Source organism: Thermostichus sp. MS-CIW-37 (assembly GCF_054060065.1).
In genome coordinates this window covers 13,931-36,332 of record NZ_JBSSCV010000008.1, presented here as the reverse complement: position 1 = coordinate 36,332, position 22,402 = coordinate 13,931, and the positions used below count along the sequence as shown (strand labels likewise).

Annotated in this window: 20 protein-coding genes, 1 tRNA gene and 1 pseudogene; 11 read left to right on the top strand and 11 right to left on the bottom strand. The window is 60.1% G+C overall.

Translation table 11 applies throughout. From position 1 onward, the window contains the following. The first annotated feature begins 47 nt into the window (after positions 1 to 47). Positions 48 to 1,358 (top strand): CO2 hydration protein, encoded by a 1,311-nt coding sequence (locus ACVWYZ_RS05340; protein ID WP_457466421.1) that lies wholly within the window; start codon positions 48 to 50, stop codon positions 1,356 to 1,358. An 81-nt stretch (positions 1,359 to 1,439) separates the two neighbouring features. Beyond that, the gene (locus ACVWYZ_RS05335) at positions 1,440 to 1,898 is read left to right on the top strand and encodes a fasciclin domain-containing protein (RefSeq protein WP_414357838.1); all 459 of its coding nucleotides are present in this window, start codon (positions 1,440 to 1,442) and stop codon (positions 1,896 to 1,898) included. A gap of 400 nt (positions 1,899 to 2,298) precedes the next feature. Here the strand turns inward: ACVWYZ_RS05335 and ACVWYZ_RS05330 are convergent, their stop codons facing one another. Both ACVWYZ_RS05330 and ACVWYZ_RS05325 read right to left on the bottom strand, forming a co-directional pair. Continuing rightward, positions 2,299 to 3,171, bottom strand: coding sequence for an IS256 family transposase (locus tag ACVWYZ_RS05330; protein WP_457466420.1), 873 nt, complete (start codon positions 3,169 to 3,171; stop codon positions 2,299 to 2,301). Positions 3,172 to 3,199: 28 nt separating this feature from the next. Continuing rightward, positions 3,200 to 3,481, bottom strand: a complete 282-nt coding sequence (locus ACVWYZ_RS05325) for a transposase (protein WP_457466419.1) — start codon at positions 3,479 to 3,481, stop codon at positions 3,200 to 3,202. A 34-nt stretch (positions 3,482 to 3,515) separates the two neighbouring features. On the opposite strand from ACVWYZ_RS05325, the gene ACVWYZ_RS05320 reads away from it, so the two are divergent. Together ACVWYZ_RS05320 and ACVWYZ_RS05315 are read left to right on the top strand one after the other, a co-directional pair. After that, the gene (locus ACVWYZ_RS05320) at positions 3,516 to 3,794 is read left to right on the top strand and encodes a CHRD domain-containing protein (protein ID WP_457466418.1); all 279 of its coding nucleotides are present in this window, start codon (positions 3,516 to 3,518) and stop codon (positions 3,792 to 3,794) included. Positions 3,795 to 3,891: 97 nt separating this feature from the next. After that, on the top strand, positions 3,892 to 4,539 hold the full coding sequence (locus ACVWYZ_RS05315) for a DUF305 domain-containing protein (protein ID WP_414383011.1): 648 nt from the start codon (positions 3,892 to 3,894) through the stop codon (positions 4,537 to 4,539). A gap of 107 nt (positions 4,540 to 4,646) precedes the next feature. On the opposite strand, the gene ACVWYZ_RS05310 is transcribed toward ACVWYZ_RS05315, so the two are convergent. From ACVWYZ_RS05310 to ACVWYZ_RS05300, 3 genes are all read right to left on the bottom strand, one after another. Continuing rightward, complete coding sequence (locus tag ACVWYZ_RS05310; RefSeq protein ID WP_457466417.1) at positions 4,647 to 6,038, bottom strand: TldD/PmbA family protein; 1,392 nt, start codon at positions 6,036 to 6,038, stop codon at positions 4,647 to 4,649. A gap of 132 nt (positions 6,039 to 6,170) precedes the next feature. After that, positions 6,171 to 8,819 carry a leucine--tRNA ligase gene (gene leuS, locus ACVWYZ_RS05305; protein WP_457466416.1) on the bottom strand — a complete coding sequence of 883 codons (2,649 nt, stop codon included), beginning with the start codon at positions 8,817 to 8,819 and terminating at the stop codon, positions 6,171 to 6,173. A gap of 284 nt (positions 8,820 to 9,103) precedes the next feature. Then, on the bottom strand, positions 9,104 to 9,994 hold the full coding sequence (locus ACVWYZ_RS05300; protein WP_414357239.1) for a ferredoxin--NADP(+) reductase: 891 nt from the start codon (positions 9,992 to 9,994) through the stop codon (positions 9,104 to 9,106). Positions 9,995 to 10,345: 351 nt separating this feature from the next. On the opposite strand from ACVWYZ_RS05300, the gene ACVWYZ_RS05295 reads away from it, so the two are divergent. The 5 genes and pseudogenes from ACVWYZ_RS05295 to ACVWYZ_RS05275 all read left to right on the top strand — a co-directional run. Continuing rightward, on the top strand, positions 10,346 to 11,353 hold the full coding sequence (locus ACVWYZ_RS05295) for a phosphoribulokinase (protein WP_414351832.1): 1,008 nt from the start codon (positions 10,346 to 10,348) through the stop codon (positions 11,351 to 11,353). An 86-nt stretch (positions 11,354 to 11,439) separates the two neighbouring features. After that, on the top strand, positions 11,440 to 12,171 hold the full coding sequence (gene pgl, locus ACVWYZ_RS05290; RefSeq protein WP_457466415.1) for a 6-phosphogluconolactonase: 732 nt from the start codon (positions 11,440 to 11,442) through the stop codon (positions 12,169 to 12,171). A gap of 92 nt (positions 12,172 to 12,263) precedes the next feature. Beyond that, positions 12,264 to 12,458: a hypothetical protein gene (locus tag ACVWYZ_RS05285; protein WP_414513933.1), complete on the top strand. Its 195-nt coding sequence runs from the start codon at positions 12,264 to 12,266 to the stop codon at positions 12,456 to 12,458. A gap of 508 nt (positions 12,459 to 12,966) precedes the next feature. Then, positions 12,967 to 14,175 carry a VLRF1 family aeRF1-type release factor gene (locus tag ACVWYZ_RS05280; protein ID WP_457466414.1) on the top strand — a complete coding sequence of 403 codons (1,209 nt, stop codon included), beginning with the start codon at positions 12,967 to 12,969 and terminating at the stop codon, positions 14,173 to 14,175. Between the two features lie 110 nt (positions 14,176 to 14,285). Continuing rightward, a pseudogene (locus tag ACVWYZ_RS05275) lies at positions 14,286 to 14,675 on the top strand (6-phosphogluconolactonase); the annotation flags it as partial. 151 nt (positions 14,676 to 14,826) lie between these two features. On the opposite strand, the gene ACVWYZ_RS05270 reads toward ACVWYZ_RS05275, so the two are convergent. The 4 genes from ACVWYZ_RS05270 to rplS all read right to left on the bottom strand — a co-directional run bounded on the left by ACVWYZ_RS05270 (position 14,827) and on the right by rplS (position 17,066). Beyond that, positions 14,827 to 15,249 (bottom strand): hypothetical protein, encoded by a 423-nt coding sequence (locus tag ACVWYZ_RS05270; protein WP_414344534.1) that lies wholly within the window; start codon positions 15,247 to 15,249, stop codon positions 14,827 to 14,829. A gap of 399 nt (positions 15,250 to 15,648) precedes the next feature. Next, the gene (locus tag ACVWYZ_RS05265; protein WP_457466413.1) at positions 15,649 to 16,476 is read right to left on the bottom strand and encodes a tetratricopeptide repeat protein; all 828 of its coding nucleotides are present in this window, start codon (positions 16,474 to 16,476) and stop codon (positions 15,649 to 15,651) included. Between the two features lie 72 nt (positions 16,477 to 16,548). Next, positions 16,549 to 16,621, bottom strand: a tRNA-Trp gene (locus ACVWYZ_RS05260). Positions 16,622 to 16,688: 67 nt separating this feature from the next. Further along, positions 16,689 to 17,066: a 50S ribosomal protein L19 gene (gene rplS / locus ACVWYZ_RS05255; RefSeq protein ID WP_011434427.1), complete on the bottom strand. Its 378-nt coding sequence runs from the start codon at positions 17,064 to 17,066 to the stop codon at positions 16,689 to 16,691. A 165-nt stretch (positions 17,067 to 17,231) separates the two neighbouring features. On the opposite strand from rplS, the gene ACVWYZ_RS05250 reads away from it, so the two are divergent. Together ACVWYZ_RS05250 and ACVWYZ_RS05245 are read left to right on the top strand one after the other, a co-directional pair. Continuing rightward, on the top strand, positions 17,232 to 18,605 hold the full coding sequence (locus ACVWYZ_RS05250; RefSeq protein WP_414427863.1) for an efflux RND transporter periplasmic adaptor subunit: 1,374 nt from the start codon (positions 17,232 to 17,234) through the stop codon (positions 18,603 to 18,605). Beyond that, positions 18,602 to 19,813 carry an ABC transporter permease gene (locus tag ACVWYZ_RS05245; RefSeq protein ID WP_457466412.1) on the top strand — a complete coding sequence of 404 codons (1,212 nt, stop codon included), beginning with the start codon at positions 18,602 to 18,604 and terminating at the stop codon, positions 19,811 to 19,813. The genes ACVWYZ_RS05250 and ACVWYZ_RS05245 overlap by 4 nt, the downstream gene beginning before the upstream one ends. Here the strand turns inward: ACVWYZ_RS05245 and ACVWYZ_RS05240 are convergent. Both ACVWYZ_RS05240 and ACVWYZ_RS05235 read right to left on the bottom strand, forming a co-directional pair. Beyond that, complete coding sequence (locus tag ACVWYZ_RS05240; protein WP_457466411.1) at positions 19,810 to 21,318, bottom strand: UbiD family decarboxylase; 1,509 nt, start codon at positions 21,316 to 21,318, stop codon at positions 19,810 to 19,812. The two genes, ACVWYZ_RS05245 and ACVWYZ_RS05240, sit on opposite strands and share 4 nt — an antisense overlap. Positions 21,319 to 21,347: 29 nt before the next feature. Next, positions 21,348 to 22,244: a carbohydrate ABC transporter permease gene (locus ACVWYZ_RS05235; RefSeq protein ID WP_457466410.1), complete on the bottom strand. Its 897-nt coding sequence runs from the start codon at positions 22,242 to 22,244 to the stop codon at positions 21,348 to 21,350. Between the last annotated feature and the right edge of the window lie 158 nt (positions 22,245 to 22,402).

Sequence of the window (22,402 nt, the reverse complement as noted above, 5' to 3'; positions counted from 1 at the left end):
AATGACCTCAAGGAGCCAGAACTTTTGAAGAGTTGGAGACTTCTTCTATGACGACAACCCTCACAGCCCGCAAGCTGCCCCCTTCTACCCATCCTTTTGCGGATATAGTCCACCGCTTGGAGGCAGGGGGATCCATGCTGCCAGATACGCCGGAAAACCTGATGCAAATTATCGGCCTCTACAAAGCCTATGCCGTGCCAATGGATTTCTACTGGCGGGATCTGCTCTACATTGCCGAGCAGGTGTTTGTGGATCCCTTGCCTTTTTTCAAGTTCATCATTCCTGAAGAGTATCTGAAGCTGGCCAACCACTACGCGGGAGATAACGCGGATTTGCGCATTTGGCGGGGCCAGGCTACGGCCCACCCCGAGCTGCTGGAGTTCATGGAAAAAGGGGAGCTGAAGCGCAAGCTGCCCAGAATTTTGCATCACCTCTGGCATGACCGCATCAACATGGAATTTGCCGAAGAATGTATGCGGGCCATGCTCTGGCACCGGGATATGGGGGGCTTGCTGGATCCCTACATGGATTCCGAAGAATACAAGCAAAATGCCGACCGCGCCATCCGCGCCTATTGCCAGGGCAACCCCTTGTTGATGGGGCTATACAAGCTCTTCCCCGATATGTTTTTGGAGCTGTGCCGCCAGGCCACCATGTACTCGGTGTTGGGCCTGTTTTGGGAGGTGATGGCTCCGGTCTTTTTTGAGATGAGCGATCTCTACGATGAAGGCAAAATTACCAGCGTGCCGGAGGCGATGAACTTTCTGGTCAACGGGATCTTCACCATTGCCGGACGACCCATCTACCACCGCGTGCGCATTCGGGGAGAATGGTACGATATTGTGCCCAAATCCAAGGGATTTACCTGGCTATATGAGGCCGCTTTCCCCTATGTAGAGGCCGTGTTTTATCGCACCTCTCCTTTCCGCGGCACCAAGTCCTACAACGCCCAGGCCAACGAAGTTCCCACCAACCAGTTGGACTTCCACTACGGGATCCTCTACGCCGATAAGTTTCCGGTGGGCACCGCTGGGATCCCGCCCACGCTCCTGCACCAGGATATGTACCACTTTTTGCCCCAGTATTTGGTGGAATATTACCGCAAGCATTGCCGCGGCGAAGAGGACATGCTGATTCAATTGGGGGTTAGCTTCCAGCGCTCCATGTACAACGTCACCTCAGCCGTGATTCAGGCGGGAAGGGCCGCTTTCTTGTATCCCCTTGATGATCCAAATCCACGGCACTTGATGATGAACCGCCGTTATTTCGAGGGCCAACTCAATCGCTTCACTCGACCGGAATACGGGATCCGGGAAGCAGCCCGCCTCGCCTACATTCAGGATCAGAATTATCGCTAGCCCGTGGCAACTTTAATGATCCCAAAGCCTTTCGAGCAGCAACTTTGTTAGCAGCAACTTCCCAGCCAAAGGATCCCAGCCATGCCCGATATTGTCGATATTGCCGTCTCTGCTGAGGGCTTTTCCACCTTGGTAACTGCCGTTAAAGCGGCAAACCTGGTAGACACTCTCAAAAGCCCTGGCCCCTTTACCGTTTTTGCCCCCACCGATGCGGCTTTTGCCAAGCTGCCCCCTGGCACCATCACCACTCTGGTGCAAAACATCCCCCAACTGACCCGCATCTTGTGTTACCACGTGGTGCCCGGTCGCCTGAAAAAGGCGGATTTGGCCAAGTACCAAAGTGTGGGCTCGGTAGAGGGATCCCCCATCGACTTGTTGATCGAAGGGGACGTTTTCGAGGTCAATAACGCCACCGTTATCCAGGCGGACATCGAAGCCGATAACGGCATCATCCACGTCATCGACACTGTCATCCTGATGCGGCCCCACTGGTTCTGGCCGATTATGAACTCCGCCTTGGCTGCCTCGGCCAGAGGATAAACGGATCCATCCTGAACGGAGGTTGGGGAAAGTGCCTTGGTGAACACTCTCCCCGGCTATGCCTTCCGATGGGTACGGTCAGAGATTTCTGCTCCGCGTGCAGTCTACACCATCCCCCGCCCCCCACAGGGTGGGGATTTTTGTCTCTCGGTAGCAGTGATGTCGCCGTCTTTTAAACCCAGAGATGAATCCGAAGCTTGGCCTGATACGTACCTTATTTAGCCTGTTCTCTGACCGAGGAGCTTTTTTCCATGTTGTTGATCGGTTTTGCCCTTCGGCCTCGTTCAATTTTCGAGGCTTTTTGCGGCTTTTGCCTGGTTGCTGTCTTGTTTCTCAGCGGTTAAGGAAGCTTTACAAATCTCACAACCCCACTTCTACCCATTGCTAACTTTGGCCCTTGTCAAGTCGCGATTTTTGTGGGTTTTTCTTCCACGGCCCAAAGCGGGCCCATGTCCAGGTAACGCCGGAAAGCCCAGTCCTCCGTGGCCCTCAGCATCACCACCGTGGCCAGATTCACCAGGCTCCCCTCGCCGGGGAAGACCCCAACCACCCTGGTCCGCCGCTTCACCTCACGGATAAGCCGCTCCAGCACATTGGTGCTCTTGATGTGCCGCTGGTGGACCCCGGGAAAGTCCAGGTAGGTCAGGGCCTCCCCCAGACCCTGGGCAAACACCTCCACCGCCCGCTTAAACCGGTCCCGGTAACGCTCAACGAACTCCTGGGCCAGAGATTCCGCCGTGCCCCGCCGCCGCGCCACAAACACCTCCTGCAGCTCCTCGGCCACCACACCCCGCTCCGACTGCGGCACATGAGCTAAAACGTTCCGCATAAAGTGCACCACGCACCGCTGCCAGCTGGCCCCAGGAAGCTCCGCCATCACCGCTTGGCGGATGGAAGGGTGGTCGTCGGAAATGACCAGCCTCACCCCCCGAAGCCCCCGCTCCACCAGGCCCTTCAGCAGGTTCCTCCAGGCCTCCTTCCTCTCCCCGCCCGCCGGCTCCACCGTCAGCACTTCCCGGTAGCCTTCTTCGTTCACCCCCACCGCCACCAGAAGGGCCAGGTCCACCACCCGCCCGCCCCAGTTCGCCTTGAAGTAGGCCGCGTCCAGGTAGAGGTAGGGGTAGGCCAGCTCCAAAGGCCGGCCCCGCCAGGCGGAGAGCTCCTCCTCCAGGCGCTGGGCTACCCTGGAGACCGCGTCCTTACCGATGCGCACCCGGGACACGCCCTCCGTGATGGCCGCTACCTTGCGGGTGGAGACCCCTTGCAGGTACATCTCCAGCACCGCTTCCGCTTTGGGGCCCCTACCCCAAATGAACCGCCACCTCCCCGGTCATCCGCTTGCACCGCTCAAAGACCTCGGTCAGGAAAGTCCCCTCCCGGTCCCGGGGTACCCGGAGCTGGGCGATCCTGCCCGCCGGCGTGATGAGGTCCCGGGTGTAGTAGCCGTTCCGCTCCCCGCGGCGGCTTGGGGTGCGCTCACGGTAACCCGCAGCCAGGTGCTCGGTCATCTCTTCTTCCGACACCTGCTCAATGACGGCCTTGACCCCTTCCCGGATGCGCCGGCTGATCTCCTCCTTGGTCAACCTCTTGAGCTCCTCTCGGTCCATTCCGCCCTCCATGCTTAACCCACAAAATACGCGACACTACCTTGGCCCTGGACATATTCACATTGCTCAGCCGCAGCCAGGACAATCTTTCGCCCAGGCCACAGGGCCGGTGGTCTTTGTCTTGAACATGTTGCCGAATCCAGGCAATCAGTCGGGGAATTTCCGACTGGAAGCCAACCTCACCCCTGAGCAAGTCTCCAGCTTTTTGGCCGGAGCTTACTACATCAACATTCACACGCAGGCCAACCCGCCGGGCGAGTTGCGAGCCCAGGTGGTTTTCCCTCGCTAAATCCTTGGGTAGATCTATTGCCCCTCCTGGGATCCCCCGCGGGAGGGGCTTTAGAATATTGGGACTGTTGTCGTCCTGTTGTCAGGGGGAAATAGCGGTGCTTTTAAACAAGACTGGCCGTAGCCTGCTCCTTGCCAGTGTGTTTGCCCTCAGCACCACTTGGGCTGGCGGGGAGGGGCCGAGGGCAGAGGCAGCTTCTCATAACCACAATGGGGATCCCTCTGTTCACATGGCTCATTTGATGAGCCTGGGCCCTGCAGATGAATCCTTCGATTTGCGCTTCCTCGATGCCATGATCTTGCACCATGAAGGGGCTGTGCTCATGGCCGAGGAGGCCCTGCAAAAATCCCGGCGGCAGGAGATTCGTCAGTTGGCAGAGGCCATCTTGAGGACCCAAAGCCAAGAAATCGAGCAAATGCGGGCTTGGCGGCTGAGCTGGTACCCAGAAGCTCCCCAGGATCCCGTGATGTGGCATGAGGAAATGGGGCATCTGATGGCCATGACCCCAGAAATAATCTCCTCCATGCGCATGGACACAGACCTGGGAGCCGCCGACCCGGAGTTTGACCGGCGGTTTCTGCAGGCCATGATCCAACACCATGAGGGGGCCTTAAGCATGGCCAAAGAGGCCTTGGAGAAATCCCAGCGCCCCCAGGTTCGCCAACTGTCAGAGGCAATTTTGGCCACCCAGCAGGCGGAGATTGAGCAGATGCGTGCTTGGCAAAAGCAGTGGTACCCGCAGTAGCGCAGGAACGGTTACAGGGATCCCTACCCCATCGATAGATTTGTCAGATTTGTCTAGGTGCGCTGCCCTGCTGGCGCAACCGCCGTCCCAAGTGCCCGGGAAAGCTCCTAGGCAGGTTGCTGTCCGCCCACAATGGCCCGACAGCGAATGTAGGGGCCGCCTGCATCCACCTTGGCCGGTTGACCCTTGCCGCAATGGCCGGATCCCAAGTCCCACAGGAAGTCCCGCGAGACGGCATCCACCGATTGCAGCACCTCAAAAGCATTGCCGGTGATGGTGACACCGCGCAGCAACTTCGCCAGCTTGCCATCGCGAATGCGGTAGGCCCGCTCTACCCCAAACATAAACTCGCCCGTGGAGTCCGCCTGCCCGTTCCTGGCCCCATCCAGGAAGTAGCCATCGGGAGTGCTGGCGATGATTTCCTCTAGCGTTTGGGATCCGGGTTCAATGAAGGTGTTGCGCATGCGGATCAAAGGCTCATCGGCATATTCCCAGGCGCGGGCATTGCCGGTGGGCTCTACGCCAAAGTGGGCAGCAGTTTCGCGGTTGTGGAGATAGCTGACCAGAATGCCGTTTTGGATGATGGTGGTGCTTTGGGTAGGAACGCCCTCGTCGTCCACAGGAAGGGTTCCCCCTGCCCCCGGCATAAACTCTGAATGGCCGGAGTCTTTGAGGGTAACCCAGTCGCTGGCCACCCGCTGCCCCAGCTTGCCGGCAGCCACAGAACCCGCCAGAACAAAATCCGCCTCGACCGTGTGGCCAATGGCCTCGTGCACCAACAGCCCCACGATGGAAGGCGACAGAATAACCGTGGCCCATCCCCCTTCTGCGTAGCCTGCGGACAATAAATCAACCGCGGTAGCAGCCGCCTTTTCCGCCATCTGCAAGGGATGCGAGCGGAACAGGCAATCCCATCCCCCTGTTACCCCAATGGCCTCGGAGCCACTGCTGAGCTGGCCGTCCGCTTCGGCCACCGCCTGAACTCGCAGCTCGGGGCGCACCAGACGAAAGGCCACATCCGCCCCATCGGTGGTGACAATGGCTTTTTCCTCGTAGATCTCGTTGTAGGTGCAACTGGCGGAGCTAATTTGGCGAGAGGCCTGCCGGGCCTGCGCCTCGGTTTCCAAAGCCAACTGGATCTTCGCCTCCAGCGGTTTGTTCAACACCTCCTCCACACCGGGCTCGCAGAACTCCCCTTGGGCCAGCCGCACACTGGGCAGGGATCCCAGCTTTTGTTTGCGGTAGTCGGCGCTGGCTTGGGCGGCACGGCGAGCTTCAGCGATGGCCTCCCGAATGGCAGCCGGCGAGGGATCCCCGGTGGCAGCGAAGCCCCAAGTACCTGCTTCCAACACCCGCACCCCCACTCCGGAACGGCGACGAACCGCGGTGCGCTCAAGGCGGCCCTTCTCGGCAGTGACGCTGCGGAACACCTTGCTGTGGTAGCGCAGTTCCACAAAGCCAGAGCAGTCCCGAAGGATGTCGCGCAGAAGGTCTCGCATAGCAACAGGGAGATGGGTGTAGTCCTCAGTCCAGCATAGCCCGATCCTGGAAAGTCGATGAGCTGCCACGCCGAGTGAAAGCCCCGATCCCGTTCGTGTCAGCAGTGCGGAACATTTTGGCCAGGCCCGCCGTTAGAGGACAAAGTTAACCAGCTTTTTCGGCACCACCACCACTTTTTTGGGTGTTGCCCCCTCCAGGTATTTCTGCGCTGCTTCTGACCGAAGGGCCAACTGTTCCTGCTCCTCCGGCGTTACCTCGGCAGGGGCCTCAAACGAGCCGCGCAATTTGCCGTTCACCTGAATCACAATGGTCACCGTGTCGGTCACCAGCGCTGCCGGGTCATAGCTGGGCCAAGACTGCCGATGCACCGAGTCTGCGCCCCCCAGCGCCTGCCACAGCTCCTCCGCAATATGGGGGGCAAAAGGCGCCATCAGCAACACCAGCGTGCGGATCCCCTCTGCATAGACCGGCGAATTCGGGATCCCGGCCTCCCCCAGAGCATTGCTCAGCTTCATCAGCTCGGCAATGGCGGTGTTGAATTGATAATCGTTTTCCAGATCTTCGCTGACTTCCTTGATGGCGGTGTGGATGGCCCGGCGCAGATCTTTTTCCGCCTTGGTCAGGGATCCCACCTCGACCTTGGCCGGCAACAGCTCTGGGGCCCCGCTCTGCAAGGACTCCGTCCCGCTACCGCGAACGACAAACTCGTACACCTGCCGCCAGACGCGGTTGAGAAAGCGAAATTGCCCCTCCACATCGGCATCGTCCCACTCCAGATCCTTCTCCGGCGGGGCCTTGAAGAGGATAAACATGCGGGCCGTATCCGCCCCGTAGTGGGCCAGCACCTCCTCGGGATCCACGCCGTTGCCCTTGGACTTGGACATGGTAGCGTAGATAACTTGCAGGGGCTCGCCCGTTTCCGGATCCCGCGGGTCGTTGGGATCCTGCACCAGAGCTGCCGGGATCCAGCGATCCTTGCCGGACTTGTTGGGGTTGTAGTAGGTGCGCCCTTGCACCATCCCCTGGGTGAGCAGACGCGAGAACGGCTCGTCAAAATCCAGCAGCCCCCGATCCCGCAACACCTTGGTAAAAAAGCGGGAGTAGAGCAGGTGCAGGATGGCGTGCTCGATGCCGCCCACGTACTGATCCACCGGCAGCCAGGCGTTCACCTGGTCTTTGCGGAAGATCTCTCGGTCGTTGCGGGCATCGCTGAAGCGCAGGAAGTACCACGACGAGCAGACAAAGGTGTCCATGGTATCGGTTTCCCGGCGGGCTTCCGTGCCACAGGTGGGGCATTTCACCTTCACCCAGTTCTCCAGCTGGGCCAACGGGGATCCCCCTCGCCCCGTCAGCTCCACATCCTCCGGCAAGAGCACCGGCAGATCCTTCTCCGGCACCGGCACAATGCCACAGTGGGGACAATGGATCACCGGGATGGGACAACCCCAGTAGCGCTGCCGCGAGATCAGCCAATCCCGCAGGCGGTAGTTGATCTGCTTTTCCCCCAGCCCCTGGGCTTCCAGCCAGGCGATGGCTCTTTCCACGCTTTGCCCTGGGCCTTTGCCCACCGGGATCCCGTCTAGGGGGCCAGAGTTGATCATCACCCCTTCCCCCGTCCAGGCAGCCTGCAGTTCTGAGGACTCCGTCCCGCTGGCGCGATCCGCTGAGGCCGGAGAACCCTCCGGCGGCTGCACCACCCGCTTGATGGGCAGGCCGAACTTGCGGGCAAACTCGAAATCCCGCTGGTCGTGGGCAGGCACAGCCATGATGGCCCCCGTCCCGTAGCCCATCAACACATAGTCGGCAATCCAGATGGGGATCCGCTCTTGGTTAACGGGGTTGATGGCGTAGGATCCCGTCCAAACCCCCGTTTTTTCCCGGTCTTCGGCGCTGCGCTCGATCTCGCTGCGGGCAGCGGCCTGGGCTTGATAGGCTCTGACGGCCTGCAGTTGCTCGGCGGTGGTGAGCTTGTCCACCAAGGGGTGCTCCGGCGCCAGCACCATGAAGGTGGCCCCCCAGAGGGTATCGGGCCGGGTGGTGAACACTGCCAGCTCGTCCCCTGCCTCGGTTTTGAAAATCACCTTAGCCCCCACCGATTGGCCGATCCAGTTCTCCTGCATGGTGCGCACCCGCTCCGGCCAGCCGGAGAGCTTTTCCAGATCCGCCAGCAGTTGGTCGGCATAGGCGGTGATTTTGAAAAACCACTGCTTGAGCATGCGCTTTTCCACCAGGGCGCCGGATCTCCAGGAACGCCCCTCCGCATCCACCTGCTCGTTGGCCAACACCGTCTGATCCACCGGATCCCAGTTCACCGCCGCCTCTTTCTGGTAGGCCAAGCCCGCCTGCAAAAATTGCAGGAAGATCCACTGCGTCCACTTGTAGTAGTCCGGCGAACAACTGGTAATCTCCCGCTCCCAGTCGTAGGACAGGCCCAACCGCTGCAACTGATCCCGCATCTGGGCAATGTTTTGGTAGGTCCACTTGGCCGGTGGGATCCCCCGGTCGATGGCGGCATTCTCCGCCGGCAGGCCAAAGGCATCCCAGCCCATCGGGTGCAACACCGCGTATCCCTGCATTCGCTTGTAGCGGGCAATCACATCGGTGATGGTGTAATTGCGCACATGCCCCATGTGCAGGTTGCCGCTGGGATAGGGGAACATGGACAGAGCATAAAATTTGCGGCTCCCGTCCTTCAGCTCTGGGGTGCGATCCAGCCCGATTTCACGCCAGTGGGCTTGCCACTTGCTCTCGATGGCCTGGGGATTGTAGCGCGCGTCCACGGTTCGATGCTCCTGGGAAAAAAGCGCTCACGCTGGGAGATAGAAGCATTTTGACATACTCCCCACGCCAATCGCGCCGGCGGAGCACAGCTCTCGGGCAAGGCTCTGGTCACGAGTTTCACGAAGCACTTCGGGAAAGGAGCTCCTGCACCACATTCTTGTCCCCTAGCTGCCCAGCCTGTGCCACAAACTATTGCCCATCGACCACACGGTACGGATAGCCTCATCCGGCACCTTGCAGAGGAGCGGGATCCCTTTGGCTCTGAAAACCCGACAAGCAGAGATCAGTAGGTTTCTTCGTGCCACCTGTCCGCCTTCTTCAGCTCCTTCTGGAACTTGCTCCAATCCTGACCGGCTTGTTCCGCCAAAGGCCCCATGACGTTGTTGATCCCGTCCTCCATCCCCTTGAGGCCGCAGATGTAGGTGTAGGTGTTAGGCTTCTGGAGCATGTCCCACAGCTCGGCACCGTATTCGGCCATGCGGTTTTGCACGTACATTTTCTTGCCATCGGGGGTCTGTTGCTCGCGGCTGATGGCGTAATCGACGCGGAAGCGATCCCCGTACTGGGCTTTCCAGGCCTCCAGATCCCCGTGGTAGAGCAAGGTGGAGGTGGTGGGCACCCCAAAGAACAGCCAGATCTTGCCCTGATAGTTGGGATCCTCTTCAAACAGGTGCTTGATGAAGGCGCGAAAAGGGGCAATGCCGGTGCCGGTGGCGATCAAGATCAGGTTGGCATTCTCATCTTCAGGCAACAGGAAGGTTTTCCCCGATGGCCCCGTGATCATCACCTCGTCGCCTGCCTTCAAATCGGTGAGGAAGCCGGAGCAGACCCCCACCCCCGGCTGGCCTGTCTCTCTATCGACATATTCAGCCCGCTTCACGCTCAAAGAGACGGTGCGCCCCTCGCCATCATCGCCAAAGCGGGTGGAAGCAATCGAGTAAAGGCGGGGCTTGTGGGGCTTGCCCTTGGCATCTTCGCCAGGAGGGATAATGCCAACGCTTTGCCCTTCTAGGTAGCGGTAGTTGGGATCCGGCAAGCTGAGCACAATGTGCTTAGTCAGTCCGGGTGCTCCTTCACCGACAATGGAGTAGGTCTCCACGCAGTGGCCGATCAACGGTGCGTTGGGACGATACAGATTGACGACAACCTCTCGCTTTTCTGCGCTGGCAACCATACCTGCGATCTGCTCCTGGCACTGGGAGGAAATGAGTTTACATATAGCAAAATAGCAAACACCACAGCAGCCCGGCTGCTCAAATGGAACTTGTCAGAGGAGAAGCAGACGACCTTCGCCAGCCCCCCAGGCCGTCCTGAGAGCGGCAACCCCGGAAAAATAATCCCGGCCAAGCTCATCGGCCAAAAATATGGATTTTTTGTTAAATTGTTGCTTGTGGTGCCCACAGCTCTGGCCTGCCAGCGGCTTGTGATGTAACGGCTTTATTTGGTATCATGCAAGACCGTAACAGTTGGTAACTTTCTAGAGCCTTTTTCTCAGTTTTGCCCTGCCCGTCCCCAAGGAGTTCCCATGGCAAGCAGTCCTGATCGTGTTGTGATGATTGGTGTCGCCGGAGATTCTGGCTGTGGCAAGTCCACCTTTTTACGCCGGCTGGGGGATCTATTTGGCCGGGATCTGATTACCACCATCTGTCTGGATGACTATCACTCCTTGGATCGCTACCAGCGCAAAGAGAAGGGCATCACGGCGCTGGATCCCCGCGCCAACAACTTCGACCTGATGTACGAGCAGGCCAAGGCGCTTAAGAACGGCCAAAGTGTGATGAAGCCCATCTACAACCACGAGACGGGGCTGATTGACCCACCGGAGCTGGTGGAGCCCAACCGCATCATCGTCCTGGAGGGGCTGCATCCCATGTATGACGAGCGGGTGCGCCAGCTGCTGGACTTCAAGGTGTACTTGGATCTGGCCCCAGAGATCAAGATTGCTTGGAAAGTGAAGCGGGACATGGCGGAGCGGGGCCACACCTACGAAGATGTGTTGCGCTCAATCGAGGCTCGCCGCCCGGACTTTGAAGCCTATGTCGATGTGCAGAAGCAGTACGCCGATGCCGTCATTGAGGTTTTGCCTACCCAGTTGTTGCCGGAGCTGGATCCAGAGCACAAAGTACTGCGGGTGCGGCTGATCCAGCGGGAAGGGGTGAAGTACTTCGACCATGTTTATCTCTTTGACGAAGGCTCCACCATTGATTGGATCCCCTGCGGCAAAAAGCTGACTTGTTCCTATCCAGGGATCCGCCTCCACTATGGCCCTTCCACCTACTTCGAGCACCCGGTTTCGATTCTGGAGATCGACGGCACCTTCGACAAGCTGGAAGAGGTCATCTACATCGAGAACCACCTGAGCAACTTGTCCACCCGCTACTATGGCGAGCTGACGGAACTGTTGCGCAAGCACCCGGAATACCCGGGATCCCGCAATGGCTCTGGTCTGATTCAGATCATCGTGGGCCTGAAGCTGCGCGCCCTCTACGAGCAAATTCGGGCAGAAGCCAAAGAGCTGGCGGTGGCTTCCTAGTGTTTGCCCCGCTTAGGGGATCCCCTCGGTAAAGTGTTGGTGCAGGTCGGCTGACCCAGCATAGGTCGGCAGTAGGGCTTCGGTGTATGCAGGGATTCCAGTTGGAGATCTTTCCGGAGGGCCCCGTCTTAATCCAACGGGCCATCGAGATTTGGCAAGGTCGGTCAGCCGCTGCCATTCGCGAGCGGGGACGCTTTACGGTGGCCTTGGCGGGAGGGAGCACCCCCAAGAAGCTGTATGCTGCCCTGGCCCAAACCCCAGGGATCCCTTGGCAACAAACCTGGCTGTTCTGGGGGGATGAGCGCTATGTTCCCCCGGATCACCCTGAGAGCAACTACCGTATGGTGCGGGAAACCTTGCTGGAGCAGATCGGGATCCCGGCGGCTCAAGTTTTCCCCATGCCTACCCATGCAGGGGATCCCTTGCGAGATGCAGCGGAATACGAGGCGACCCTGCGGCGGATTTTCGGCAACGAATGTCCTGCCTTTGATCTCATCTGGCTGGGAGTGGGGGAGGACGGCCATACGGCTTCCTTGTTCCCCGGCACAGCCGCCCTGCAGGTGCAACACCGCTGGGTAACCGTGGGGCAGAAAGGAGAGGAGCCGCGCCTGACCCTGACCTATCCTGTCCTAAACCAGGCGGCCCAGGTGGTGTTTTTGGTTGCCGGAGCCAGCAAAGCCGAGATTGTCAAAAAGGCGCTGACGACGGAGGCCCACCTGCCTTGTCAGAGTGTCAACCCCAAAGGGCGGCTGCGGTGGCTGCTAGATGCGGCAGCGGCGGCAGAGTTGCCCCTGCCGGCAGTGGGCTTGCTTGGCTAGGCCCTGACTGAGGATGGCCATTTGACTTGGATCACGGCTGTCTCCCCCTCCTTCTGAATTTCATAGGGGTAGCTGAGTTAGAGCGCTGCCCCATGTCCATTCGCCCAATTGTCGAATCGGTTCTCCAGAGTGCCTGCCTCACCCGCGAACAAGAATCCCAAATCTGCTTTCTTCTCCAAGAATGGTTCTACGACGAATTGGATCTGGAGGCCCTTGACCGGCTGACCCTGGCTTTGCTGGAAGGGCAAGTCCACCTGGAGGGAGAGGAAAGAAGCCGCGCCGCCTAGCCAGGTTCTCAAGGAGCTCCAGCTCAGCCTCTGGCACCAGGCAAACTTGGGCGCTTGCGCGGCGGACAGCTCTTTAGAGGGCTTCCTCAACCGCCTTGGCCACCTCCTCAGCTTGGGCAACACCCTTGCCAAGGGCCGCCTTGCAGCTGGTTTTCCAAAGGAGAGGAGCTTGCCAATTGCCACTCTCCCCCTGGAGTCGGCCGAATATCCCTACAGTCGCCCGGTACAGCCAGAGCCACGCACCCTGAACTGCAGCATCGCTGACACGGGATCCAAACTCTCTTGGCCCTTGAGCTACAGGAGACTCCGCCGCCGGCAGACCAATCGGAGCCAGCGGATCTGGAGGGCAGCGCAGCCGCTCGGCTCTAGGCGCGGGCTATGCTAGAAGCTTCTCCTCAAAGCCGAGCCCAACTGGGCTTCAGCTAGGGCCGGATCCCTCGCTTTCCCTTAATCTTATTTATCTTATTTCTGCTACGCTTGAGCCCCAGCGACGCCCCTTTTCAAGACCATGGACGAACTCAACACCCTGATCCAGGATCTGCAAGCTGCCTTTGACGACAGCAGCAAGCCCGTGCTCTCGATATATGCCGACACCAACCCTGCTCGTCCCGAAAATGCGGGTCGCGCCTGGGTGAGGCGCATCAAGAATACCCTCAAGGAGCTGCTGGAGAGGGAGGAGAGCAAGCCTGATAACTCCCTCTGCGAGCAAGTCCTTGCTCTAGTAGAGCAGGAGCGCCCTTCAGCCCGCACCCTGGTTCTTTTTGCCAGCCGCAATCCCGCCGGCAAGCCAGTGCTGCGCCGAATCGACCTGCAGGTGGAGCTGCCGGTGGTGGATCTGGCCCATGGGCGGGTGGAGGCCCGCTGGGGGGAACCTTACCTCACGCCCCTTTTCTTTGCCTTTGATGAATACGAGCGGGGTGGGGTGTTGCACCTGTCTGGCAGCAGGTGGCGCTTCTACGAGCTCTTTTTGGGAGAACTGCGAGAGGACACGGAAATCTTTGCCAACATCAGCGCCGAGGAATGGCAGGAACTGCAGAAGCTGGCCGGCCGCATTGAAAATGCCGTTGCCGAACGTCGCGCCCGCAGTGGTGGCACCTTCGACAAGCTTTCCCCCAAGGAGCGGGAGGCGGCCAAGGTCAGCCTCTGGATGCACAAGCTCTACCTGCACCTGGCTTCCGCCCTGGATAAGGCAGTGGATCGCCTGGGCATTGAGCGGCTGGTGCTCATGGGCGAAGCCTGGCAGGTGTCCCACTTTGAGGGCTATCTCAACCGCGGCCTACGCAACCGCATCGTCGCGCGGGTGGGGCACCCCGCCAACCTTCACACACCGACGCCGCAAGACATCCTCGACCGAGTGGTACCCGTCCTGGAGGCCGCTGAGCGCCGAGGAGAGCTGGCTTTGTTGGAGCGGATTCGAGAGCAGCCCGGCGCTTGGGGCTTGGATGCGGTGCTGGACGCCCTCCAGCTAGGCCGGGTGGAAATCCTTGTCCTGCCCTGGAGGCTAGAGGCCACCATCTGGCGCTGCCCAGACGGCTTTGTGGGAGGAACCCAGGAGATGGCCCAGCTCCTTTGCCCAGAGCCACAGCCGGCACCCCTGCGGGATCTGGTGTGGGTGCTAGGCCGCGATTTTGGCGCTAAACTGGAGTTCGTTCGCGGCGAAGCTGAAGAGCGCTTGCTCCACGAGTTTCAGGGAGCAGCGGCGCTGCTGCGCTGGTAGGTCTAGCAACTTGAGCAGGGATGGCCCAACCCTCTAGCTAGATCCCAGAGCAACGGTGTAGGCTGCTAGCATAATCTGGCCCATCCTGTTTAGCGAGGGATCCCCTTCGCGATGCTGCCGAATACGAGGCGACCCTGCGGCAGATTTTCGGTGCAGAGTGCCCTTCTCTCGACCTGGTATGGCTGGGGGTGGGGGAAGACGGCCACACAGCTTCTCTATTTCCCGACACCGCCGCTCTGCAGGTGCAGCACCGCTGGGTGACGGTGGGGCAAAAAGGGCAGGAGCCGCGTCTAACCTTGACCTATCCTGTTCTGAACCAAGCAGCCCAGGTGGTGTTCCTGGTAACCGGAGCGAACAAAGCCCCCATCGTGAAAGAGGCGCTGACCACCGAGGCCCACCTACCCTGCCAGCGCGTAAACCCCAGAGGACGGCTGCTGTGGTTGCTGGATGCGGCGGCAGCGGCTCAACTGCCCCTGCCCTGTGTCCCGCTGCTCAGCTAAACAACAGGCGGGCTAACTGCCGATGGGATAGGATCCCCAGGCCCACCGCCCCCAAAATCATCCCAGCCCATTCCAGTGGCCACAGGTTTGATAGCCCCAGCGGCCAACGCACCAGGTTTCATGGGTCGAGAACCGGCGGGGCAGGGATCCCTCAGGGGTTGCCGGGCAAATTCTTCAGTACTGGAATCACCAGCTCTTGGACGGGCAGCGCTACGGGCTGGGCGGAGTCACTGCTCAGGGAGCTGGATGGCGCAGAAGGAGAAGAGCTGGGGATCTCGCCCATGGGCCGCAGTTGCCAGCGGATGATCTGCTCGCCGCGGTAAAAGGTGACCAACAACTGATCCCCTTGCGATTGAATTTGCCAGGTGCCATCACCGCTGGTTACCGAAATATGGCCGCCGGAAAAGGGTGCATCCAAAGCCGGCCCCGATTGGCTCCAGATACGCCCGCCACCCGTTTCCAAGATCAATTGCACCGTCGCCCCCTGCCCCTGGCCGCTCAAAATTTGGCCGGTTCCGCTCCAAACTCGGGTTTCCGTCTGAGCCACGGCGGGTTGCCCAAGCTGCAGAACCATGAGCAACAGCCCTGCCCAGCTCCAGTGATTTCGCAGCCTCCCTCTCCCATCAGGGAAGAAGGAAGAAGAGCGAGAGAAACAAGCCATTGCACTCACGTTGATACCACGCGCCGCGATAGGACTGAAACAGACGAAGAAGAAGGCGAAAAGGTGTCGCAGGAAGCAATCCCTTACACAGTTTTTTTCACAGCTCGCTGAAAGCCTTTGGGATCCCTCTGCGCTCTCTTGGCTCTGGGTTAAGCCTGCTGCTGGAATCCGCCCTCGGCTTGATCCCAATCTAGCAATCTCCATCCCCCCAGACAGGATGTAACCTGAGACTCTGGCTGCGGGGATCCCCAGCAACCGTTTCGCCAATGCGCAGAGCCAAGGCCCAGGGTATCTCCGACGCGATCCCGATCCTCACGACTTGAGAGAAAGGAAACGCTCCAGAGCTGCCACCATCGCCGGTGGCCAACGGCGGACGGTTTTCACCCATTCCAGGTCGGCGTAGCGGGGATCCAGCCCTTGCACAGCCACCCAATGACTTTCGGCCTCTCCTTGCCGACCCTGCACCCAAAGGATGGCACTGAGAGCAGCCCGCATATCTGGAAACTTCGGGTACTTGCGCACCAGAGCCCGCATCAAGCGCAGAGCAGCTTCTGTTTCACCCACCTGGTAGAGGCTCAAAGCATAGTTGGCCTGAGCGAAGGCGTAGTCGGGAGCCAATTCTGTGGCGCGGCGGTAGTCGGCCAAAGCCTGTTGCCATTGGCCCAGCCCTGCTTCCGCATTGCCACGGTTGTTGTAGGCCGCCGCATCGTTGGGATCCAACTGCAACACCCGCTCATAATCGGCAATCGCCTCCTGCCACCGCCCCAACCCCTCCAAAGCAGCCCCTCGGTTGAGATAGGGATCCGGTGCCTCAGGGGCCAAACGAATGGCCTCAGCATAATCCTCCAGAGCTGCCTGCAGTTGGTGCAAGCTGACACGGGCGTTGCCCCGGTTGCTCCACAGGGCCGGGTTGTCCGGCTGGATCTGCAACAGTTGAGTCCACAGGGTTTCCGCCCGGGCAAAATCTCCCCTCTGAGTAGCCGCAAAGGCCTCCTCAAACAGTCGATCGATCTCGTGATCTACCCTGTTGCTCGCTGCCGTTGCCACCACACCCGATCCAGGCCAGATAGGGATCCCTAGCCAAAACAGCAGCCCCAGCAGCAGCGCAGGGAGTAGGTTGGGTACACTGACGGACTTCATGGCTGCAAAAACCACCTTGGATGGGGTGTTTCCACCTGAAGCCATCGCCACAGAAGGGGGTCTGACGGTTAGCGCGCCCTGGAGGACTCGAACCCCCGACATCCGGTTTTGGAGACCGACGTTCTACCAACTGAACTAAGGACGCATTGGCCAAAGGTTACACCCGCTTACCCAGTGTAGCAGGTACACCTAATTTTCAGAGGAGCTGTTCCTCAACTATCTGGGCTCTCTGCCTTAGCCTTGATGCGAGTGGCTTTGCCCACCCGATCCCGCAAATAGAACAGCTTGGCCCGGCGCACTTTACCTCGCCGCAGCACCTGAATCGACTCGATGCGCGGGGAGTGAATGAGGAAAACCCGCTCCACGCCGATTCCCTGGAAAACCTTGCGCACCGTAATGGTGCGGTTGATACCGGAGTGGCGCATGGCAATGACCGTGCCCTCAAAGGCTTGTACCCGCTCCTTGCCCCCCTCTTGAATGCGAACTCCCACCCGTACCTGATCGCCAACCCGAATCTCCGGCAGATCCGGCTTCATCTGGGCAGCTTCAATGGAGCGGATGATCTCCTCAGCGTTGATGCGAACGTTCATGGCCTTCCCGCGCTACCGGCAGTCAACCATCGTAGCAATCGTCCCTGTTTTTTGTACAGAGCTGGCCGAATAGACCTCAAGAGGCGGGAAACCGTGTTTACGCTTCCCCCATTTTTCCAATAGGCTAGACAAAGATAAAGCTTTTGTTACAAACGGGAGACTTTTGTGATCCTGCACACCGATGAGCCCAAGACGGGATCCCTGTCTACTCCCAAGCTTGCAGAGCAGCCTCTGCCGCAAAGCAAACCCCGCCGCCAGAGATTTCCCTTCGGCTGGATGCTCCTGGGCTTGCTGTTGGCCGGCCTAGGGGGCAGCGGTCTCCTGATCCAGCGTCAGCTTCAGCAGCAGAGGGCAGAACGGCTGGAAAGGTTAACAGTCCCAGTTCAAGTGGTGGATCTCACCCAACGCCTGCGGGTGAGCGGCCAGGTGCAGCCGCTCCGCCAGGTGAATGTCAGCCCTCGCGAGTCGGGTCGCCTGGCGGAACTGTTGGTGGATCAGGGAGATGAAGTGGTGGCAGGGCAGTTATTGGCCCGGATGGACTACGGCGATCTCGCCAGTGGCATTCGCCAAGCCCAAGCCCGCATTCAAGAGTTGCAAGCCCGTCTAGCGGAGCAACAGGCCGGAGAGCGCCCCCAGGTGATCGCGGCGGCCCAGGCCAGGGTGGATGCTGCCCGGTCGCAGGTGGACTTGGCTCAGAGGGAGTTAGAGCGCATCCAGGCCCTGGTGCAGGCGGGGGTGGTAGCCCGCAGCGAGCTGGATCAACGCTCGGCCCGCCTGGAACAAGCGCAAGCGGATTTGCGAGCTGCTCAACAGGAGTTGGAGCGATTGCAACTGGGGAGCCGCCCGGAAACCCTACAGCAAATTCAAGCCCAAATTGCCCAGGCACAAGCCGAGCTGGCCCAACGGCAATCCCGGTTGGCTGACACCGAAGTCCGCGCCCCCTTTTCCGGTGTGGTGGTGCAGCGCTTTGCCGAGGTGGGATCCTTTGTAGCTCCCACAACAGCAGCTTCCGATGCCACCGCAGCTTCTTCCAGTTCCATTTTGGCGCTGGCTCAGGGAATTGAGGTGCGGGCAGAAGTGCCAGAAGCCCAGATTGCCCAGGTGCGGGTGGGTCAGCCGGTGGAGATCCGCTCCCTGGCCTACCCCGACCGCCTGGTGCAGGGGCGGGTGAAGCGGATTGCACCCGCTACGGTGGTGGTGCGAGAGGTAACCGTCTTTCGGGTCTTCGTTGAACCGGAGCCTGGGGCCGACTTTTTGCGCACCGGCATGACTGTTTCGGTGGATTTCATTGGGGATCCCCAGCCTCAGGCTCTGACGGTGCCCTCAGTGGCTATCCTCCGGGAGGAAAGCCAGGAAGGCGTGCTCCTGCTGGATCCCCAAAGCCGGCAACCTGTCTATCGCCGCGTGGAAACGGGCATCACTCAGGGTGGAGTTACCCAAATCCTCTCTGGTCTGCAGGCAGGGGATCGGGTCTTTACTGCCCTGCCTCCTGGGGTGAACCTAGAGACTTTGATTAAAAGAGCGGAGCAACAGCCATGAGCCTGGCAACGGCGGCCAAAATGGCCTGGCAAATGGTGCGACGGCATCGCCTGCGCACGGGGTTGAGCATGCTCGGGATCCTCATCGGCAATGCGGCGGTGGTGGCCATTGCCGGATTTGGCTACGCCGCCCAAGAGATGGCGGTGGATCAATTTCGCTCTCTGGGCACCAACTTGCTGATCGTCTTTTCGGCCAACTTGGGCCTGGTCGATGCCGGCAACATCCGCCCCCTCACTTTGGAGGATGTGCGAGCCATTGCTGCGGAAGTGCCTGCCGTGTCAGCAGCCGTCCCCAGCCTGGGCACCAATGTGCGCGCGGTGCGAGGTGGAGTGGATCGCCGCTACGAGGCCACCGGCACTTGGCCGGAGTATTTGTCGGTGTTGAACTTAGAGATCGAGGCAGGCCGCTTCCTCTTGCCCTCGGATATCGAGGAACAGCGCCCGGTGGTGGTGCTGGGCAGCGATGCCGCCAGCCAGTTGTTCGGCCTGGATCCCGCCGCTGCTATTGGGGAGACCGTCCTGCTGAACAACTTGCCCTTCGAGGTAATCGGCACTTTGCGCTCGAAGCCGACGGTGTTTGGCAACAGCGATGCCGGAGTGTTTCTGCCGGTGGATGTGGTGGCCAATCAGTTGGTCGGGCGACGCTCCCCCTACGGCACAGAGCTGACGGCGATTTTCGTCTCGGCCCGCTCTGAAGCCGATCTGCCTGCTGCCGAGTTCCAAATCCGCAACCTGCTGCGCCAGCGGCACCAATTGGTGGGAGAAGATGACTTCATCATCCGCAACCAGAAAGTGCTCCTGGATGGGTCGGCCAGGATTTTGAGCCTGTTGCGGGTGCTGCTGACGGGCACGGCGGCCCTCTCCCTGCTGGTGGGAGGGGTGGGGATCATGAATGTGATGCTTATCTCAGTTGCGGAACGCACCCATGAGATCGGGCTGCGCAAGGCGATCGGGGCCGATAGCCGCCAGATTTTGCAGCAGTTTGCCGCCGAAGCGATTTTCATTGCCGCGACCGGGGGAGTGCTCGGGATCCTTCTCAGCAGTGGCCTGCTGGTGGCGGTGCAGGTATTCACCCCCTTGGCGACCCAAGTCGATGCGGTGGCAGTGGGAGTGGCGTTCTCCCTTTCCACTGGGATTGGGCTAGTCTTTGGCATTTTCCCGGCCCGCAAAGCGGCGCAACTGGATCCCATTGAGGCCCTGCGGGCCTAGAGATCGTATCCAAACAGGCGGGGATCCGCCGGCTGCCCATCGAGATCCGCCAGGCCATATTCTGCCCAGCGGCGATCCACCAAGCGGGCCACCTCCGGATCTGGAGCAAGGGGCTCCCGCCAGGGAGCATCGGTTTCCGGGGGGATCTTGGTGGTGGCATCAATGCCCATCTTGCCCCCCAGACCCCGTTTTTCGGTGGCAAAATCCAGGGCGTCGAAGGGATTGTCCGGCAGAATAAACACATCCCGCTGCGGATCCACCCGCGAACACAGACACCAGAGCACCTGCCGTGGATCCCGGACGTTGATGTCTTTGTCCACCACGATCACAAACTTGGTGTAGCTGAATTGGGGCAAAGCGCTCCAGAAGGCCAGGGCTGCCCGCCGCGCTTGGCCGGGGTAGGCTTTGTCGATGGAAAGAATAGCGGCCTTGTAGCCCAGCGCCTCCATCGGCAAGAAGAAATCCACGATCTCCGGCACCTGCTGCCTGAGGATGGGGGTGTAGATGCGGTTCAGGGCCAGCGCCATCATGTCGTTCTCTTTGGGGGGCTTGCCGCTGAAGGTGGTGAGGTAGATGGGATCCCGGCGGTGGGTCAGGCAGTGGAAGCGAATCAGAGGAGCCTGCTCGTTGCGGGGGCCGTAGTAGCCGATGTGATCTCCGGCAGGCCCATCGGGGGCCACTTCCCCAGGGGTGATGCTGCCTTCCAGAACGATCTCAGCATGGGCCGGCACCTGCAGATCCACCGTTTTGCACTGGGCCAGGTGCAACCCTTCTCCGGCGTAGAGACCGGCAAACAGCCACTCCGACAGATCCACCGGCAGGGGTGTGGCCGCCGCCAGAATCACCACCGGATCCACCCCCACCGCCACCGCCACCTCCAACTTTTGGCCCAGGGCCGCCGCTTTGCGCAGATGCCGAGTTGCCCCCCGCACCGACAGCCATTGCACCGTCATGGTGTTGCGGCTTTGCAACTGCAGGCGGTACACCCCCACGTTGGGGATCCCATTTTCCGGGTCTTTGGTGACCATCAGGCCCAAGGTCAGCACCCGTCCGGCATCGCCGGGATAGACCCGCAACAGGGGCAACTGGGTGAGATCGACTTCCTCTCCCCGCAGCACCACCTGCTGACAGGGAGGAAGCAGATCCCGGCTGGGTTTAGCTTTGAGTACGCTAAACAGAGCTTGTCCCAACTCCACCGCCTGGGCAAAGGTTTTGGGGGGCCGTGGCTGGTAGAGCAAGGCCAATTTTTTCCCCAAGGTCTCCAGCTCCTGCGGCTGCTCCATCCCCATCGCCCAGCAGATGCGCTCCACCGTGCCCAAAACATTGATCAACAGCGGCATACGGGATCCCTTCACCCGCTCGAACAGCAGCGCCGGCCCCCCGCAGGCCAAGAGGCGATCGGCAATCTCGGCAATTTCCAGATCCGGATCCACTTCTGCCGAAATGCGGCGGAGCTGGCCACGGGATTCCAGCAGAGCAACAAAACGACGCAGATCTCTGGGCATGAATGGGGGCACTGGCAGGGGCTAGGGTCTCACTTGTCGCGGCTGAGGGCAAAACCGCTCATGAAGGGCTTTTGTAGGACAATGAACACCAGCAGCGGCGGCAGACTGGCGATGATCGCCCCCAGCATCATGGGGCCATAGGAGGCCGAGCTATCCAGATTAAGCAGAGATTGCAGCCCCACCTGAACCACCTGCCGCTCTCGGCCTTGCACGATCAAGCGGGGCCACAGGTACATATTCCAAGCGTAAACGAAGTGAATCACCGCCTGCGCCCCAATCGCGTTCCAACTCAAAGGGATCAGCACCTGGGTGAGAAATTGCAGCGGGTTGGCTCCATCCAGTTGGGCGGCCTCCGCCAGCTCGCGGGGGATGTTGGAAAAATGCTGGCGAAACAAAAACGTGGCCGTGGCGCTGGCCAGAAAGGGCACGATTAAAGCGTAGTAGGTGGATCCCCAGCCCAAGTTGGTGACCAATCGCAGCAGGGCAATAATCAAGATTTCGGTGGGCATCATCAGCGTGATCAGCACAAAGCCGAAGGCCAGCCCTTTGCCGGGAAAGCGGAAGTACACAAAGGCCAGCCCGGCCAGCAGCGACAAAACCGTCTTGCCCACGGTGATCGCCACCGCCACGATGGTGCTGTTGACCATGTAGTGGCCCAAGTGCCGCGCCACCATCACCTGATGCCAGTTGAAGGCAAAAGAGGAGCCAAAGGTCAATTGATAGCGGAACACCTCGGCATTGTTCTGGGTGCTCACGAGCAGGGCGTACAACACCGGAAACCCCAACACCCAACAGGCCAGTACCAGGCCCAAATGCACATACCAGCGCTCCGGGATCCAGCGCCGCCAACGCCAGGGAGAAGGCTCTACCCAAGTTGAATTGGGCTGGGCCACTTGAGAGCGGGGATCCTGCAACAGTTGGGCCATGGCACCTCCGGACAGCAAACGCTGATGAGCAGATGGAGTTTCTGGGTCGATCTTCGGCTTCTCTTGTGAGGATAATCTGCCAGAGTTAAGGGCAACCTAAGGAAGGCCGGTCGCCTTAGCGGTGCGGAGCACTTCTGGCCTGAACTTTCGAGTGCTTT

What these genes read in the sequence shown, in the direction of transcription:
- ACVWYZ_RS05265 (WP_457466413.1), bottom strand. Translation starts at nt 16,476, where the DNA reads ATGAAGTCCGTCAGTGTACCCAACCTACTCCCTGCGCTGCTGCTGGGG.
- pgl (WP_457466415.1), top strand. Translation starts at nt 11,440, where the DNA reads ATGCAGGGATTCCAGTTGGAGATCTTTCCGGAGGGCCCCGTCTTAATC.
- ACVWYZ_RS05335 (WP_414357838.1), top strand. Translation starts at nt 1,440, where the DNA reads ATGCCCGATATTGTCGATATTGCCGTCTCTGCTGAGGGCTTTTCCACC.
- ACVWYZ_RS05285 (WP_414513933.1), top strand. Translation starts at nt 12,264, where the DNA reads ATGTCCATTCGCCCAATTGTCGAATCGGTTCTCCAGAGTGCCTGCCTC.
- ACVWYZ_RS05270 (WP_414344534.1), bottom strand. Translation starts at nt 15,249, where the DNA reads ATGGTTCTGCAGCTTGGGCAACCCGCCGTGGCTCAGACGGAAACCCGA.
- ACVWYZ_RS05320 (WP_457466418.1), top strand. Translation starts at nt 3,516, where the DNA reads ATGCTTAACCCACAAAATACGCGACACTACCTTGGCCCTGGACATATT.
- ACVWYZ_RS05340 (WP_457466421.1), top strand. Translation starts at nt 48, where the DNA reads ATGACGACAACCCTCACAGCCCGCAAGCTGCCCCCTTCTACCCATCCT.
- ACVWYZ_RS05280 (WP_457466414.1), top strand. Translation starts at nt 12,967, where the DNA reads ATGGACGAACTCAACACCCTGATCCAGGATCTGCAAGCTGCCTTTGAC.
- ACVWYZ_RS05235 (WP_457466410.1), bottom strand. Translation starts at nt 22,244, where the DNA reads ATGGCCCAACTGTTGCAGGATCCCCGCTCTCAAGTGGCCCAGCCCAAT.
- rplS (WP_011434427.1), bottom strand. Translation starts at nt 17,066, where the DNA reads ATGAACGTTCGCATCAACGCTGAGGAGATCATCCGCTCCATTGAAGCT.
- ACVWYZ_RS05240 (WP_457466411.1), bottom strand. Translation starts at nt 21,318, where the DNA reads ATGCCCAGAGATCTGCGTCGTTTTGTTGCTCTGCTGGAATCCCGTGGC.
- ACVWYZ_RS05245 (WP_457466412.1), top strand. Translation starts at nt 18,602, where the DNA reads ATGAGCCTGGCAACGGCGGCCAAAATGGCCTGGCAAATGGTGCGACGG.
- ACVWYZ_RS05300 (WP_414357239.1), bottom strand. Translation starts at nt 9,994, where the DNA reads ATGGTTGCCAGCGCAGAAAAGCGAGAGGTTGTCGTCAATCTGTATCGT.
- ACVWYZ_RS05330 (WP_457466420.1), bottom strand. Translation starts at nt 3,171, where the DNA reads ATGTACCTGCAAGGGGTCTCCACCCGCAAGGTAGCGGCCATCACGGAG.
- ACVWYZ_RS05295 (WP_414351832.1), top strand. Translation starts at nt 10,346, where the DNA reads ATGGCAAGCAGTCCTGATCGTGTTGTGATGATTGGTGTCGCCGGAGAT.
- ACVWYZ_RS05310 (WP_457466417.1), bottom strand. Translation starts at nt 6,038, where the DNA reads ATGCGAGACCTTCTGCGCGACATCCTTCGGGACTGCTCTGGCTTTGTG.